At 65.9% G+C, this 14,088-nt stretch carries 15 protein-coding genes; 7 read left to right on the top strand and 8 right to left on the bottom strand.

Annotated features, from left to right (window positions below):
* The first annotated feature begins 67 nt into the window (after positions 1-67).
* The 3 genes from TACI_RS09035 to TACI_RS09025 are packed head-to-tail and all read left to right on the top strand — an operon-like array spanning position 68 to position 2,121.
* Positions 68-781: an LmeA family phospholipid-binding protein gene (locus TACI_RS09035; RefSeq protein ID WP_012870470.1), complete on the top strand. Its 714-nt coding sequence runs from the start codon at positions 68-70 to the stop codon at positions 779-781.
* A 1-nt stretch (position 782) separates the two neighbouring features.
* The gene (locus TACI_RS09030) at positions 783-1,625 is read left to right on the top strand and encodes an exonuclease domain-containing protein (protein ID WP_012870469.1); all 843 of its coding nucleotides are present in this window, start codon (positions 783-785) and stop codon (positions 1,623-1,625) included.
* Complete coding sequence (locus tag TACI_RS09025; RefSeq protein ID WP_242601111.1) at positions 1,615-2,121, top strand: macro domain-containing protein; 507 nt, start codon at positions 1,615-1,617, stop codon at positions 2,119-2,121. Before TACI_RS09030 ends, TACI_RS09025 begins: the two co-directional genes overlap by 11 nt.
* A 28-nt stretch (positions 2,122-2,149) precedes the next feature.
* On the opposite strand, the gene TACI_RS09020 is transcribed toward TACI_RS09025, so the two are convergent.
* The 4 genes from TACI_RS09020 to TACI_RS09005 all read right to left on the bottom strand — a co-directional run bounded on the left by TACI_RS09020 (position 2,150) and on the right by TACI_RS09005 (position 6,266).
* On the bottom strand, positions 2,150-3,271 hold the full coding sequence (locus TACI_RS09020) for an HD domain-containing phosphohydrolase (protein WP_012870467.1): 1,122 nt from the start codon (positions 3,269-3,271) through the stop codon (positions 2,150-2,152).
* A gap of 90 nt (positions 3,272-3,361) precedes the next feature.
* On the bottom strand, positions 3,362-4,612 hold the full coding sequence (pfp, locus tag TACI_RS09015; RefSeq protein ID WP_012870466.1) for a diphosphate--fructose-6-phosphate 1-phosphotransferase: 1,251 nt from the start codon (positions 4,610-4,612) through the stop codon (positions 3,362-3,364).
* Positions 4,613-4,699: 87 nt separating this feature from the next.
* Positions 4,700-5,314, bottom strand: a complete 615-nt coding sequence (locus TACI_RS09010) for an HAD family hydrolase (protein ID WP_012870465.1) — start codon at positions 5,312-5,314, stop codon at positions 4,700-4,702.
* A gap of 31 nt (positions 5,315-5,345) precedes the next feature.
* Positions 5,346-6,266 carry a cation diffusion facilitator family transporter gene (locus tag TACI_RS09005; RefSeq protein WP_242601109.1) on the bottom strand — a complete coding sequence of 307 codons (921 nt, stop codon included), beginning with the start codon at positions 6,264-6,266 and terminating at the stop codon, positions 5,346-5,348.
* Positions 6,267-6,407: 141 nt separating this feature from the next.
* On the opposite strand from TACI_RS09005, the gene TACI_RS09000 reads away from it, so the two are divergent.
* Positions 6,408-6,848, top strand: coding sequence for an Hsp20/alpha crystallin family protein (locus tag TACI_RS09000; protein ID WP_012870463.1), 441 nt, complete (start codon positions 6,408-6,410; stop codon positions 6,846-6,848).
* Positions 6,849-6,911: 63 nt separating this feature from the next.
* On the opposite strand, the gene TACI_RS08995 is transcribed toward TACI_RS09000, so the two are convergent.
* Both TACI_RS08995 and TACI_RS08990 read right to left on the bottom strand, forming a co-directional pair.
* On the bottom strand, positions 6,912-8,000 hold the full coding sequence (locus tag TACI_RS08995) for an HD domain-containing phosphohydrolase (RefSeq protein ID WP_012870462.1): 1,089 nt from the start codon (positions 7,998-8,000) through the stop codon (positions 6,912-6,914).
* The gene (locus TACI_RS08990) at positions 7,993-10,020 is read right to left on the bottom strand and encodes a sensor histidine kinase (RefSeq protein ID WP_164925258.1); all 2,028 of its coding nucleotides are present in this window, start codon (positions 10,018-10,020) and stop codon (positions 7,993-7,995) included. Before TACI_RS08990 ends, TACI_RS08995 begins: the two co-directional genes overlap by 8 nt.
* Before the next feature lie 126 nt (positions 10,021-10,146).
* On the opposite strand from TACI_RS08990, the gene TACI_RS08985 reads away from it, so the two are divergent.
* From TACI_RS08985 to pgsW, 3 genes are read left to right on the top strand one after another with little or no spacing between them, the layout of a single operon-like run.
* Positions 10,147-11,118: a Mur ligase family protein gene (locus tag TACI_RS08985; protein ID WP_164925257.1), complete on the top strand. Its 972-nt coding sequence runs from the start codon at positions 10,147-10,149 to the stop codon at positions 11,116-11,118.
* 4 nt (positions 11,119-11,122) lie between these two features.
* A complete protein-coding gene (locus TACI_RS08980) occupies positions 11,123-11,569 on the top strand; it encodes a poly-gamma-glutamate biosynthesis protein PgsC/CapC (protein ID WP_012870459.1) in 447 nt (148 codons plus the stop codon).
* The gene (gene pgsW / locus TACI_RS08975) at positions 11,554-12,504 is read left to right on the top strand and encodes a poly-gamma-glutamate system protein (RefSeq protein WP_012870458.1); all 951 of its coding nucleotides are present in this window, start codon (positions 11,554-11,556) and stop codon (positions 12,502-12,504) included. The genes TACI_RS08980 and pgsW overlap by 16 nt, the downstream gene beginning before the upstream one ends.
* A gap of 5 nt (positions 12,505-12,509) precedes the next feature.
* Here the strand turns inward: pgsW and cysK are convergent, their stop codons facing one another.
* Together cysK and epsC are read right to left on the bottom strand one after the other, a co-directional pair.
* Positions 12,510-13,415 carry a cysteine synthase A gene (cysK, locus tag TACI_RS08970; RefSeq protein ID WP_012870457.1) on the bottom strand — a complete coding sequence of 302 codons (906 nt, stop codon included), beginning with the start codon at positions 13,413-13,415 and terminating at the stop codon, positions 12,510-12,512.
* Positions 13,412-14,059, bottom strand: a complete 648-nt coding sequence (gene epsC, locus TACI_RS08965; protein ID WP_012870456.1) for a serine O-acetyltransferase EpsC — start codon at positions 14,057-14,059, stop codon at positions 13,412-13,414. Before epsC ends, cysK begins: the two co-directional genes overlap by 4 nt.
* Between the last annotated feature and the right edge of the window lie 29 nt (positions 14,060-14,088).

The raw sequence follows: 14,088 nt of genomic DNA, 5'->3' as shown, positions 1-14,088 counted from the left end.
CCGGTTTTGTCAACCCGTCCCGGAGGGGTAAAATGAACCCATACGCGCATGAACGGGAGGTGCCCCATTGAGGCTCTTTGCCATGTACAGGCTTCTGTTCCTGGCCACCCTGCTGGTTCTCTGCTCCCTTGCCACCCAGGGAGGCGAGAGCGCCCTGGCTGCCACTGGGGACGATCAGGAGGTGGCCCAGCGGCTGTGTGACGCCCTCTTCGAGCGCTTCTCCCCCGAGGAGGTCCAGGTGACCGTCAATGAGGATCGGGCCTTCGTCCAGGCCCGGGGGATCTTGTTGGATGGTGTCCGGGTTGAACTGATCCGCCTGGACGCCCGGATAGACCGGTCCTCCAGGGATCTCGAGTCCATGGTCCGCTCCTCCATGGGGGAGCTGACCCTGCTGGAGAGGGACGTGAACGACTTCTTCGCCCGGAACGAGAGGTCCGGCTTCTCGAACCTGTCCTTCCGCCTCCTGGAGGACCGGTTCGAGGCCCAGGGGATCTACAACGCCAAGTTCATATTCTCCATAAGGATAAGGCTCAGGGCCGAGGGTATCCTGGCCCTGAGGGACCACGGGATCGTGCTGGACCGGGTGGGCTTCTACATCGAGGGCCGGCGCCAGCCCGAGGCCTTCACGGAGCAGATCCTCAAGTCCCTGAACCCGTTGCTGTCCACCTCGGACCTGCCCTTCCCGGTCAGGTTCCGGGAGGTCCGGATGAGCCGGGGATCCGTTTCGCTCCTCTCGGGCCTCAAGCCCTTCGAGGGTGCCACGGTTAGGAGGTCAAGGTAACTTGGACTTCGCCGCCATAGACTTCGAGACCGCCAACCGGTTCCACGAGAGCCCCTGCGCGGTGGGCGTTGTGGTGGTCCGCCAGTGGGAGATCGTGGAGGAGGCGTCGTTCCTGATCCTCCCCCACCGGGACTTCCGGTTCTTCGAGCCCATGAACGTGAGGGTCCACGGGATAACCCCTAGGCGGGTGCTCAGCTCCCCGGAGTTCCCCGACGCGCTGGAGGACGTGATATCCATGGTGCAGGGCCTGCCGCTGATGGCCCACAACGCCCGGTTCGACCTGGAGGTGCTCATGCGGACCATGGCCCTCTACTCCCTGGGGGAGGCGCGCTTCGACTGGGTCTGCTCCCTCCGGCTGGCCAGGAGGGCCTTCCGCCTCAGGAGGTGCGGCCTTGAGTCCATGGCGGAGCACCTGGGCTTCCCATTCAATCACCACGATCCCTTGGATGACGCCCGGCTCTGCGCCAAGGTGGCCATGGCATCCCTCCTGGAGCTGGGGATGACCCTTGAGGAGGCCCAAAGGGAGTCGGTGCCGCCCTACCGGACCCTGCTGTCCCAGGTGGAGGACCGGCGCCGCCGGGCCCGGGAGATGGGACACCGTCGCCCCGCCCCGGGGGACAACGGGCCTGAGATGCTGGACCTGGACGTGATCAGCCGAAGCGGCTTCTTCCGTCCCTCCGGCGGGGGCAGCGAGGCCTACTTCACTACCCTATACAGTTGCACCTGTCCGTATCACCTGAACACCCGGAGGGAGTGCAAGCACATGAGGGCCCTCAGGGAGGCCCTGGGAGGTGATGGGGTTGGAGAGGGAGATGCGGATCTGTGGGACATGGGTGATCTTTAGGGAGGGGGACATCTGCTCCTACCGGGGAGACGCCATAGTGAACGCCGCCAACGACCGGCTCTGGATGGGGAGCGGCGTGGCGGGGGCCATAAGGCGCTCCGCCGGGGAGGAGGTGGAGGCGGAGGCCATCTCCAAGGGGCCCATCCGGGTGGGCTCTGCGGTGGCCACCGGGGCGGGAAGGCTTCCCCTGAAGGCGGTGATCCACTGCGCCGTCATGGGACAGGACCTCAAGACCTCCCGGGAGGCCATCCGGTCCTCCACCGGAGAGGCCCTCCGCCTGGCGGCGGAGATGGAGCTCCGCCGGATCGCCTTCCCCGCCCTGGGGACCGGAGTGGGGGGCTTCCCGGTGGAGGAGTGCGGCCATGTCATGGGGGAGGAGCTGAAGGAGTTCCTGCTGATCTGCCCCGATGGCCTGGATGAGGTGGCCTTCTACCTCTTCGGGGCCGAGGCCTTCCGGCAGTTCGTCCGGGGGGCCACCCGGGCCCTGGAGTCCTGAGGGGCCAGGAAACGAAAGGTGCCGGACCCTAGGGGCCCGGCACCTCCATCTCCTCCGGGAAGACCAGCTTGCTGGAGGTGGTCTCGAAGATCCCCTCCATGGCCATGAAGGCCTCCACCACCAGGGGGTCGAAGTGGTCCCCGGATCCCTCCTGGATGATGAGCATGCTCTCCCGATGGCTCAGGGGGGTCTTGTAGGGCCGGTAACACCGGAGGGCGTCGTACACGTCCGCCACCGCCATTATCCTGGCCGCCAGGGGGATCTCCTCCCCCTTGAGCCCGTCCGGGTAGCCGGTGCCGTCCCACTTCTCGTGGTGGGACCGGGCTATCTGGATCCCCATCTGGAGAAGCGGGTGCCCCGGGTACTTCTTCAGCACCTTGAGTAGCGCCTGCTCCCCCATTATGGTGTGGTTCTTCATGGTCTCGTACTCCTCCGGGGTGAGGGGGGCCCGCTTCAGCAGGATGCTGTCCGGGATGCCCACCTTGCCTATGTCGTGCAACGGGGCCGCCTTCTTCAGCAGATCAATGAACTCCTGCTCCACCTGGTCCCGGTACAGCCCCAGCTTCATTAGACCCCGGCCCAACAGGCCGCAGTAGTGGCTGGTGCGGATGATGTGCCCCCCGGTGTTCTCGTCCCGGCTCTCCGCCAGCTCCGACAGGGCCTCGATGGTGGCCATCTGGGCCCTCAGCACCTCCTGGTCCTTCCTCTGGAGGATCCCCTCCAGCTCCCGGTTCTGTTCCAGCAGCTCCCGCTGGGCCCGGTGGATCCTAACATGGGTCATGGCTCGGGCGGCGATCTCCTCGGGCCTGAATGGCTTGGCCACGTAGTCCACCCCGCCCTCCAGGAACGCCCTGGATATGTGGTGCGGGTCGTCCAGGGAGCTGACGAACATGACCGGTATCTCCCGCAGGATCTCCCGCTGCTTCAGCCTCCTGCACAGCTCGAAGCCGTCCATCCCGGGGAGAACCACGTCCAGGATGAACAGGTCCGGCGGGTCCTCCGCCGCCCGTTCCAGCGCGTCCCTGGGGTTTGGGAACGTGCGGACCTCGTAGCCCTGCATCCCCAGGACCTCCCCAAGGATCTGAAGGTTCATAACCGAGTCGTCCACCACGTATATGGCCGGCCTGTCTCCGATGGCCCACACCCCCATCCCCGGCTGGTCTTTTTAATCAAGTGAGATCGTCACAATTATATCTCCAGCCCCATGGTTTAACAAGAAATAAAAAATCTCTCCCGTGGATCAGACGTCCGCCAGGGGGCGGAACCGGCCCACGAAGGCCTCCCGGTCCATACGGGCCGCCCGGCACAGGGCCTCCAGGGCCACCGGATCCTGGAAGTCATGGGGGGTAAGGCGGATCATGTACCGGCGGGCTATCCGGTACTGGATGGACTCCACGTTCACCGGCCTCTGCTGGGTCCTGCCGGTGGCGGGGTCCATTATCTCCTCCAGGGGGATGGGGACTATCCGGTTGTTCTGGATGGTCACCATGGAGCCGCTGCCCCCCTCCTGGAGGAACTCGAAGGCCCCGTAGCCCAGGTTCCGGGTGTACTCCACGTCGAAGGCGTTGGGAGGGGCGCACCGGAGCTCGTAGCCTATCTCCTTGTCGTTCAGCGTAACCTTTATACCCAGCTCCCGCAACGTCCTCTTGACCCGGTCCCTCAGAGCGTCCGAGAAGTTAACCTCCCCGTACCTCACGTGCCCGTGCTCGTCCCGGTCTGCGGTCTTGAGCTCCTCCAGCTCCTCCGGGGGTATCTTCCCCATGAGCCCCTCCGCCACCACCGCCACCCCGTAGCCCCGGCCCATGGCCAGCCGCTTTATCACGGACCCCACGATCAGGTCCGAGATGGTGCCGAGGCTCACCCGGGGGCCGAACTCCTCGGGGATCAGGATCAGGGTCGCCCCGGCGCTCTTGCCTATCCCCAGCGCCAGGTGACCGGTGGCCCTCCCCATGGTGACGCACAGGAACCACCGGCCGGTGGTCCGGGCGTCCTCCATTATGTTGGTCAGTAGCTGGGCCCCCAGGGACCGGGCGGTCTCGAAACCGAAGGTGGGGATCCCCTCCGGCAGAGGCAGGTCGTTGTCGATGGTCTTGGGCACGTGGGCTATCCGGATCGGATGGGCCCTCTTGGCCAGGGACTGCCGGGAGAGCATGAGCGCCGAGTAGGCGGTGTCATCCCCCCCGATGGTTATCAGGTGCGATATCCCCGCGTCCGCCAGGGTGTCCACCGCCCGCTCCATGTCCTCCCGGTCCACCGTGGGGTTGTGCCGGGAGGTTCGGATGATGCTGCCCCCCTCGGTGTGGATCCGGCTCACCTGGTCGATGGTGAGCCTAATGGCCTCAAACCGCCCCTTGGATATGGGCTTGAACCCGTCCAGCAGGCCGAAAACCTCCCAGCCGTGGTTGATGGCCTCGATGGCGGCGGAGCTGATCACGCTGTTTATCCCCGGCGCCGGACCACCCCCGCAAAGGATCGCAAGACGGTTGATCATATCGGATCCCCCCTTCTCTTTTTACCTACCCACTTCCACCGGATCCTCCGGTTGACCGCCCAGGCCCGGACACCTAAGACCTCCCGGTCAGAGCCACACCTCCAGGAAATCCGCGGTGAACTGATCCCGGGTCACGTACCTTATGACCGCTATCCCCAGGGAGGAGGCGAGACGCACGTTCTCCTCCCGGTCGTCCACGAAGAGGAGCTCCCAGGGATCGAGACCCTCCCGGGACAGGAGGTTATCGAAGGCCTCCCGCTGCCGCTTGGTATGTCCGGTCCTGTAGCTGTTGTACACCCCGTCGAACAGCTGGAAGAACCGATGCCGCCGGTCCAGCTCCTCCAGCCAGTCGGTCTGGTCGCTAAGCAGAAGCGTCCTGATCCCCCGGCCCCTCAGGTTCATCACCAGCTCCACCATGTGGGTCCTGATCACGAAGCCCTTTAGCACCATCTCCCGGAGGGTCCCGTCGTCCAGCCCGATCCCCGTCAACGCCCGGAACCTGTCCCAGAACTCCCCCTCGGTCCCCCGGCCCACCAGGTACCCGCTCTCGAAGAGGGCCTCCTCCGCCCGGCGGAGGGTCTCCTCCGGGTTCATCCCCAGGTTCATCGCCAGGGACGATATGCCGTTCACGTACCCCTCCTCCGCCATCACCCCGCCGAAATCGAACGCCACCGCCCTTATGGGGCAACCGCAACCTGACATCCGGTTCATCACTCCTTGGCTTTGTGATAAGCTAATCTAGAGAAGCGGCGTCGTCAACGCCGCCCCGCTCCTCGAAGGGCTCCACGTGGATCGTCACCATGGTGCCCTCCCCCAGGGCCTCCTCTATGGCCCTTTCCGCCCGGGTGGCTATCCGGTGGGCCTCCCGCAGGGGAATCTCCGGGGCCACCAGCACGTGGGCCTCCACCGCCGACGTGGGCCCCACCCGCCGGGTCCTCACATGATGGTAACCCAGGACACCCGGTGTGGCCCCCAGGATCCGGCCTATCTCCTCCTGGACCTCCTCCGGCAGGGCCCCCTCCATCAGCTCGTTAACGCTCCGGTCTAGGATCGGCAGGGCGGAGCGCACGATGAACAGGCTCACCGCCCCGGCGGCCAGGGAGTCCAGGGCGGCGAAGCGCCCCCCAAGGATCACCGCCCCCCCTATCCCCAGCAGGGTCCCCACCGACGACAGGGCGTCGGACCGGTGGTCCAGCGCCTTGGCCCGGAGGGCGAAGTTGTCCAGCCTGCGGGCCCATCGATCGGTGTAACGATAAAGGATCTCCTTGCTGACCACCGACCCGGCAGCGGCCCAGAAGGGGAGCCACGACGGGGGCTCCTTGGGTACCCCCCTCAAGGCCCCCCAGATCCCCCACAGACCATCCAGCATTATGTACGCCCCCGCCGCCAGGAGGCTCAGGCCGCAAAGGGCCTCCAGCAACGTCTCCGCCCGGCCGTGGCCGTAGGCGTGACACCGGTCCCTGGGGCGGCGGGAGATCCGAAAGCCCACTATGGCCAGCCCGTCGGTCACCAGGTCCGTCAGCGAGTGGGTGGCGTCCGCCACCATGGCGGAGCTACCCCCCATGATCCCCGCGGAGTATTTGAATGCCACCAGCCCCAAGTTCACCCCGAGCCCCACCCAGCTAACCCGTTCCGCCTGGAGATTGTCCCCCATCATCCGATACCCCCTTGGACTTTGGGAGCCATTATCTCACAGCGGATCCCGTCCAGGGGGTGTTGACAAACCCTGACCTTGCACTATAGAATAGGCATCGCAAGGGAGGTCAATATAAATCAACCAAAGGGGGTATGGTCCATGTGGGGTATAGCTCCGTACGGGTTCAACCGGCGTCTCAGGAGGATGGTGGATCCCGAGGGGATCTTCGACGACGTGGATCGGCTCTTCGAGGGCTTCTTCGGAGGCGCCTCCGGCAGGGGGATCGAGATGTACGAGGAGGACGGGAAGTTGCACCTGGCGGTGGAGGCCCCGGGGATAGACCCCTCCAAGGTGGAGATCCGGGTCTTCAAGGACAAGGTCTCCCTCACCTCCGCGGAGGAGACGGAGGAGCGCAAGGAGGAGTCCCGTTGCTACTACTGCCGCAGGTCCTCCCGGCGCCTCAACTACGAGATATCCCTGCCCTTCCAGGTGGACCCCGACAAGGCCGCCGCTTCCTTCGAGAACGGGATGGTCAGGCTGGTGCTCCCCAAGGAGGGAACCCAGGAGGGCCGGGTCCTGAAGCTGGGCTCCGGCGAGTAAAGTCAAAGATGGGGAGGGGAAAAGCCCCTCCCCATCTCACTGTCTTTGGCCTTACCGCCCCTTCTACTGGGGTGACGAAAGCCGCTCGTAGGTGACGGCGAACCGGGCCTCCACCCGCTTGAACAGGGCCACCACCCGGGGGTCGAAGTGGCTCCCCGCCTCCTGGGTTATTATCCGCACCGCCTCCTGGTGGGGCCTTGGCTCCTTGTAGCACCGCCGGGATCGGAGCGCATCGTACACGTCCACCAGGGCCATGAGCCGGGCGGACAGGGGTATCTCCTCCCCTTTAAGCCCCTCCAGATAGCCGGACCCGTCCCATCTTTCGTGATGGTAGCGGGTTATCTGGATCCCCATCCTCACGAAGGGGCTGCCGGGGAAGATCCGGTCCACCTCCTCCAGCGTGCCGGCCCCGATGGACACGTGGGTCTTGATGACCTGGAACTCCTCCTCCGTCAGGGGGCCGGGCTTCAGCAGGACCCGGTCCGGAAGCCCCACCTTGCCTATGTCATGAAGCACGCTGGCCTCCGGGAAGTACTCCACGAAGTCCCGGTCCACCCGGTCCCTGAAGGCCTCCTCCTCCCGGGCCACGGACACCAGTATCCCGCACAGGGCCCGCACCCGCTCCAGGTGCATCCCCGTGTCGTCGTCCCGCTTCTCCGCCAGCTTCGCCAGGGACCTTATCAGCGCCAGCTGGGCCCCCTCGGAGCGCTTCACCTCCCACCTTATCCGCACCTCCAGCTCCCGGTTGTGATCCTCCAGCTCCCGCCGGAGCTTCCATATGGACAGGTGGGTGTTGAGCCTCACGCTGAGCTCCTTCACGCTGAAAGGCTTGGTTATGTAGTCCACCGCTCCGGCTTGGAAAGCCCGCACCTTCTCCTCCTCGGTGTTCACCGCCGATATGAAAACCACGGGAATGTCCGTTAGCCCCGGCACATCCCTCATGGCCATACAGGCCTCTATGCCGTCCATATGGGGCATGTTAACGTCCATGAGCACCAGATCGGGCGGATCCGCCGCCGCCGCCTTGAGGAACGCCTCCGCCCGGTGAAACAGCAACACCCGATGACCCAAGGGGGTGAGCAGCTGGTCCAGGATCTTGAGGTTGGACGGGGTGTCGTCCACCACCATTATGGTGGCTCGATAGTTAACCATTCCTGTCCCCTTCCCCAGCCAGGTCAATCATGGCCCCGTAGTCATAGTTCCTGAAAAGTTCCAGCAGCATGTCCCTGGTGGCCTGGTGGGATACCCCCTGGATCGATCGATGGGTGGTCTCCCGGTCCCCGGATGATATGGCGTCCACCAGGGACCGCTTCTCCTCCTCCGTCAGCGAGGGCTCCTCCACCACCAGATCCGATGTCACCGACAGGGGCTCCTCCACCGTCACCGGCACCTTGAGGACGAAGGAGGCCCCGGACTCCACCTCCTCCAGCTCCAGGGACCCCCCAAGGGCCTCGGCGAAACTGTGGCTTATGGCCAGCCCAAGCCCGGCGCCCCCCCTGGATCCGTGCTTCTCAAAGGGCTGGAAGAGGCTCCGCCGAATGGAGGGATCCACTCCAGGCCCCGAGTCCCTAACCCGGAAGCACACCGTAGCATGAGACCTGGCCCCCATGTCCCTCACGGACTCAACCCAGATCTCCATTGTCACCGTGCCTTCGTCGGTGAACTTTATAGCGTTCCCCAGAAGGTTGATGAGCACCTGCTTGACCTTGCCCCGGTCGGTGGTGACCTGGTCCGGCACGCTCTTCAGGTAACGGACCCGAAGGTCCAGTCCCTTCCGTTGGGCCCCCAGGCTCATCAGGTGCTCCACCTCGGACACTAGGTCCCGCAGGTTGAAACGATCCTCCCGCACTTTCAGCTTCCCCGCCTCGATGGTGCTCATGTCCATGATCTCCTCCACCACCGACAGCAAATGATATCCGCTCCGCTGGATGGTATCGAGCCACTCGGACGCGTCCTGAGGCAGGTTGAGCGATGGCCCCCTCTCCTTGAGGAGGTCCAGATAGCCCATTATGGAGTTCAGCGGCGTTCTAATCTCGTGGGACACCCGGGACATGAGGCGGCTCCTGGCCTGGGACTCCGCCTGGGCCTGCTCCTTGGCGGAGCGCAACATCTCCTCCACCATCTTCCGGCTGGTCACGTCCTTCAGCGTCCCCACCGCCCTAAGGGGCCCGCCCCGCGAATCCCTGGAGTAGACCCGGCCGTGATCCGACACCCACAGATAGTCACCGAAGGCGGACCTCTTCCGAAACTCCGCCTCGTAGCGGTCCGTCAGCCCCGCCAGGTGGTCCTCCCAGGCCAGCTGAACCCTCTCCCGGTCCTCGGGGTGCACCGTATCCAGCCAGTCCTCCCCGCCCTCCAACCCGTAGCCGAAGATCTCCCGGTACTGACCGTTAACGGTCCAATTGCCGGTCACGAAGTTCACGTCCCACAGGGCGAGGCCGGTGCTCTCCACCGCCAACCGGAGCCGCTCCTCCGACTCCTCCGCCCTGGCCAGGTCCCGCTTGATCTCCAGGAGGAGCTCCCGGATGACCCAAAGGGCGGGGACCAGGAGCAGTAGGAAGAAGATCCCCTCCAGGAAGGACCTGACCGCCTCACGAACCAGTAACCCCCTTATGTAGGATATGTCGTAGTCCGCGCAGGCCAGGTACCAGGTGCCCCCCTGGGACCGCTGAGGAAGCGCCACGGACCTGAAGGTGCCCCACTCGTCCGTGTAGGACATGAAGGCGGGTCTACGATCCTTGAGGGCCCGGACGAACTCCTTAGGGATATCCTCGTAGGGATAGAAGTACCACCGCTCCCTCTCCCGGGCCTCCTCCTCGGTCACCGTGGGGGCCGCAAAGTAATATCCGCCTCCCCGCTCGATCACCGTGTAGACGTACTTGAAACCCCCGGAGGCGGCGAATTCGTTGAACCTCCTGCGGGCCTCCATCTCCTCCTCCAGGGATATGCTGTCCGGCCCCGTTGCCCGGTCGTGGAAGTCCGGCGCCAGCATCCCTTGAAGGGCCGAGGCGCCGACCATGAGTCGCTGGTCCACCTGCTCCATCAGTTGGCGCTCCTGCTGTTTATAGGCCCAAAGGGAGAATCCCAAAGCCCCCAAGAGGTAGATTCCCATAGCCAACAGAACCTTCCAGACGAAGGGACGAACGGACCGATCCCTTAACGGCAAGGACATCACCCCCCGGGGGATATATTTTTTTTAAAAATTATACCAAACTTCCTCCATTGCAGATTAGAGAAAAGAGATCAACTCACCTGGGGGCTCCGGGTGGTGCATACTTATCCATGGGGGGGAGAGTGGGTGAGGATATTGGTTACCGGCACAAGGGGAAAGAGCTCGGTGGTGCGCCTGCTTGTTCACCTCATGGCCTCATGCGGCATGGATCCGGTTGGCCGGATCACCGGCGTGGTCCCCCGGCAGATATCCCCCCGGGGGGAGCGGGTGATCCGCCGGCTCTGCCCTTCTTCGGTGGAGGAGATGCGATGGTGGATCGGCATGAATCCGGGTCGAAGCCTGGTGATGGAGAACAGCGCGGTGAGGCCTGACCTGCAGCACCTGGCGGCCAGATGGCTGAAGCCGGACCTGGTGGTGCTCACCTCCGCCAGGCGGGATCACCAGGAGGAGTGGGGGGATTCAGACCCCCTCCGGGTTCTCCTTCTTGGGGTCCCCTTGGGGACGCCGCTACTGGTCCCCCGGGGGATGGGGGAGCGGGCCAGGGGGGTGAGGGACCTTCTGGGCTCCCCCGGGCCGGTGGTGGAGCCGGGACCCCTGGCGGTGGGGGGCCTGCCGGAGGTGGCGGCCTGGAACCTGGAGCTGGCGGCGGGGGCCATGGAGTTCCTGGGCCTCCCGGTGGACCCTATCTCCCTGGGGAAGCTGCCCGGGGACCTTCTGGGGGACTTCCGGGTGGTCTCCGGGCGGGGGTTCCGGCTGGCCCTGGCCTTCTCCGCCAACGACGTGGAGAGCACCGGACTATTGCTAAGGTCCCTGGGATGGGATGTGGGGTCATTGACCATCTGGTACCACCACAGGCCCGACAGGCCCCGGCGCCTTAGGGAGTTCCTCCGCTGGATCCGGTCCCTGGGCCTCAGGCGGGAGCCGATCCTAACCGGCGGCTCCCGGTGGGCGATCCTTAACCCGTCGGTGGAGGGCCGCTGGATCCGTCCCGCCGACTGGAGAGAGATGTTGCAACGGCTCGGGGGGATGGGGGATGTGTTCGGATGCGGCAACGTCTCCGGGTTGCCGCTGGAGCTCATACGGAACGTGTGGGGGTGAGCGGGTGGAGATCCGGGAAACGGTGATCCTGATGATGGGGATCCTCCTGTCCATGGTCTATCAGCGGCGGACCGGCTGGCCCTGCGGGGGCTTCCTGGCACCGGGGATCCTGGCCTTGAGCGGCCAACCCGCCGGGGCCCTTTGGCTCCTGGCCTGGTCGGCCCTAACCTTCCTGCCCCTGAGGGCTCTGACCCTCCGGTTCGGCCTCTACGGCCGCCAGAAGGTGGGGGTGAGCCTTCTCATCGCCCTCTCGATCCGCCTCCTGGGGCTCATCATGGGGGGCTACGGCGGGTTTGCCCCCGGGGCCCTCCACTGGTCCGGGTTCGTGGTGCCCGGCATAGTGGCCGCCGAGGCGGACTCGGTGGGGCTGGTGCCCGCCCTTTGCGGCACCCTTTCGGTGGGGGCGGTGACCCTTCTGCTAGGGGGGATGTTGCCGTGGCAGGTCCCATAGGGGGCCCCTTCCCCAGGAGGCTCGTGGCCCTTTCGGTCCTTCTGGGGGCCCTCCTCCTCATCCCCCCGGGCCTTCTGGACCCGGAGGGGCTCCGCGCCCTTTGGAGGTATCGGGCCGCCCGGGATGCCATCTCCCGGCACCTGGCCTCCCGGAAGCTTCCCTTGGACCCCCGGTACCCCTTCCTCGGGGTGGACTGGAGCATCACCACCACCACCCAGGGGGAGCTAGGGGCCAAGCGGCTCTCCCACAGCCCCATCTGGGCCCTTAGGGCGGTGGGGTGGTTCAAGGAGGCGGGTCTGAAGCCCGGGGACCGGATAGCGATCTTCTCCTCCTCCTCCTTCCCCGCCCTCCTGGCGTCGGTCATATGCGCCGCCGAGGCCATGGACCTCCGGGTGACGCTGGTGGTCTCCCTGGGGGCCTCCAGCTACGGGGCCAACCGGCCGGAGGTCCCATGGCCGGACATGGAGGAGGCCATGAGGTCCCAAGGGGCAATCAGGGCCAGGTCGGTGGCCTACACCCTGGGGGGAGATGGGGAGGTGGGGGGAGGGATCCCGGAGGAGGGGCTCCAGGTCCTGTTGGAGTCCGTCCGGTCCAGCGGTATCCCCCTCTGGCGGGAACGGGTCCTGCAGCGGAAGCTGGAGCTGGTGGACCTGATCGGGCCCAGGCTTGTTGTAAGCATCGGGGGCTCCGCCGCCAACCTGGGGTCGGATCCGGCGGTGCTTGACCTCCCGTCGGGGCTGGTACGTCCCCCCGCCAATGGGGGAGACGGCCTCGTGGGGATGGCGTTGAACCGGGGGATACCGGTGCTGCACCTGATCAACCTGGAGGGGCTGAACAGGCGGGAGGCCCGGCGGCATCCCCGCTGGGCCTCCCTGGTGGGTCTCCTGGCCTTCGCCTCCACGGTTTGGTCCTTCCGGCGGTGGAGGCTGGAGTAGATCCCCTATAGGACGCTCAGGTACTTGTCCTGCCGGTCGCACTGGATGGTGACCACCCGGCTATCGGGGGGTAGCTCCTGGGCGATCCTCATGGCGGCCGCCACGTTGGCGCCGGTGGATATGCCGCTGAAGAGCCCGTGGCGTCGGGCCAGCCACCGGGCCACGTCCTTGGCCTCCTGGGTGGATACGGTAACCACCTGGTCCACCACGGACATGTCCAGGTTCTCGGGCACGAAGTTGGCCCCGATCCCCTGGATCCCGTGCTTCCCAGCGGATCCCTTGGAGAGGAGGGGTGACTCCTGGGGCTCCACCGCCACCACCCGCACGTTCCCCCGGGCGGCCTTCAGAACCCGGCCGACGCCGCTTATGGTGCCCCCGGTCCCCACCCCTGCCACGAATGCCCCTATATCCCCCATGCCCGCCTGGCTCAGGATCTCCGGACCGGTGGTTACCGAGTGAGCCCAGGGGTTGCCGGGGTTCGAGAACTGGTCCAGGGTGAAGGCCCCGGGGGTCTCGGAGAGGATCTCCCCGCAGCGGCGCACCGCCCCCGCCATCCCCTCCGAGCCGGGGGTCAGCTCCAGGTGGGCCCCGTAGGCCATTAGCACCTTGCGACGCTCCTCCGACATGGTCTCCGGCATGGTGAGCACCACCCGGAGCCCCAGGGCGGCGCCGAACATGGCCAGGGCTATGCCGGTGTTGCCGCTGGTGGGCTCCACCACCGTGGCCCCCTCCCGGATGAGGCCCTTGGCCTCCGCCAAGGTCAGCATCCCGAGCACCGCCCGGTCCTTCACGGACCCCCCGGGGTTGTTCCCCTCCAGCTTCACGTACACCGGGGCCCCCGAGGTCCTGATGGGATACCAGGGGGTCCTGCCCACCAAGTGGGTCAACGCGAGATCCATCATGCGGCTCATATGGCCACCTCCCTATTAGGGTTCAAATTGAGCTCCGCCCTTAGCTCCTCCATCTCCATCTCCAGCATCTCGATCCGCCGCAGGAGCTCTTCCGGGGACCTGCGGGGAGTCGCCCCGGGGCCCTTCACCACCTGGGCCTTGGGGCCCACCACGGTGGCCCCCGCCGGCACCGGCGACAGCACCACCGCGTTGGCCCCGATCCGGGCCCCCCGGCCGATCCTTATGGGGCCCAGCACCTTGGCCCCGCTTCCCACCACCACGTGGTCCTCCAGGATGGGGTGCCTCTGCCACCGGGTCTCGTTCCCGGTGGCCCCAAGGGTGACCCCCTGGAAGATCACGCACCGGTCCCCCACCACTGCGGACTCCCCTATCACCACCCCTGACCCGTGGTCGATCAGGATCCCCCTCCCGATCCGGGCCCCGGGATGTATCTCTATGCCGGTCCACCACCGGAAGAGCAGCGACAGCAGCCGGGGGATCACCGGCACCCCCAGCCTGTGAAGGGCATGGGCCAGCCGGTGCCCCAGCAGGGCGTGAAACCCCGGGGCGCACAGGGCCACCTCCAGGAAACCCCTAAGGCCCCTGGGGATCGATGGGTCCCTTTCCATTACCGCCTTGAAGTCCTCCGCTACCAGCTTGAACACCCCAAAACAGATCACCTCCGCAAAATTGG

Origin of the sequence: Thermanaerovibrio acidaminovorans DSM 6589 (assembly GCF_000024905.1) — a bacterium.
Taxonomy (GTDB): Bacteria; Synergistota; Synergistia; order Synergistales; family Synergistaceae; genus Thermanaerovibrio; species Thermanaerovibrio acidaminovorans.
Note: the sequence above shows the minus strand (reverse complement) of the source record. Positions and strands in the feature narration are given on the sequence as shown.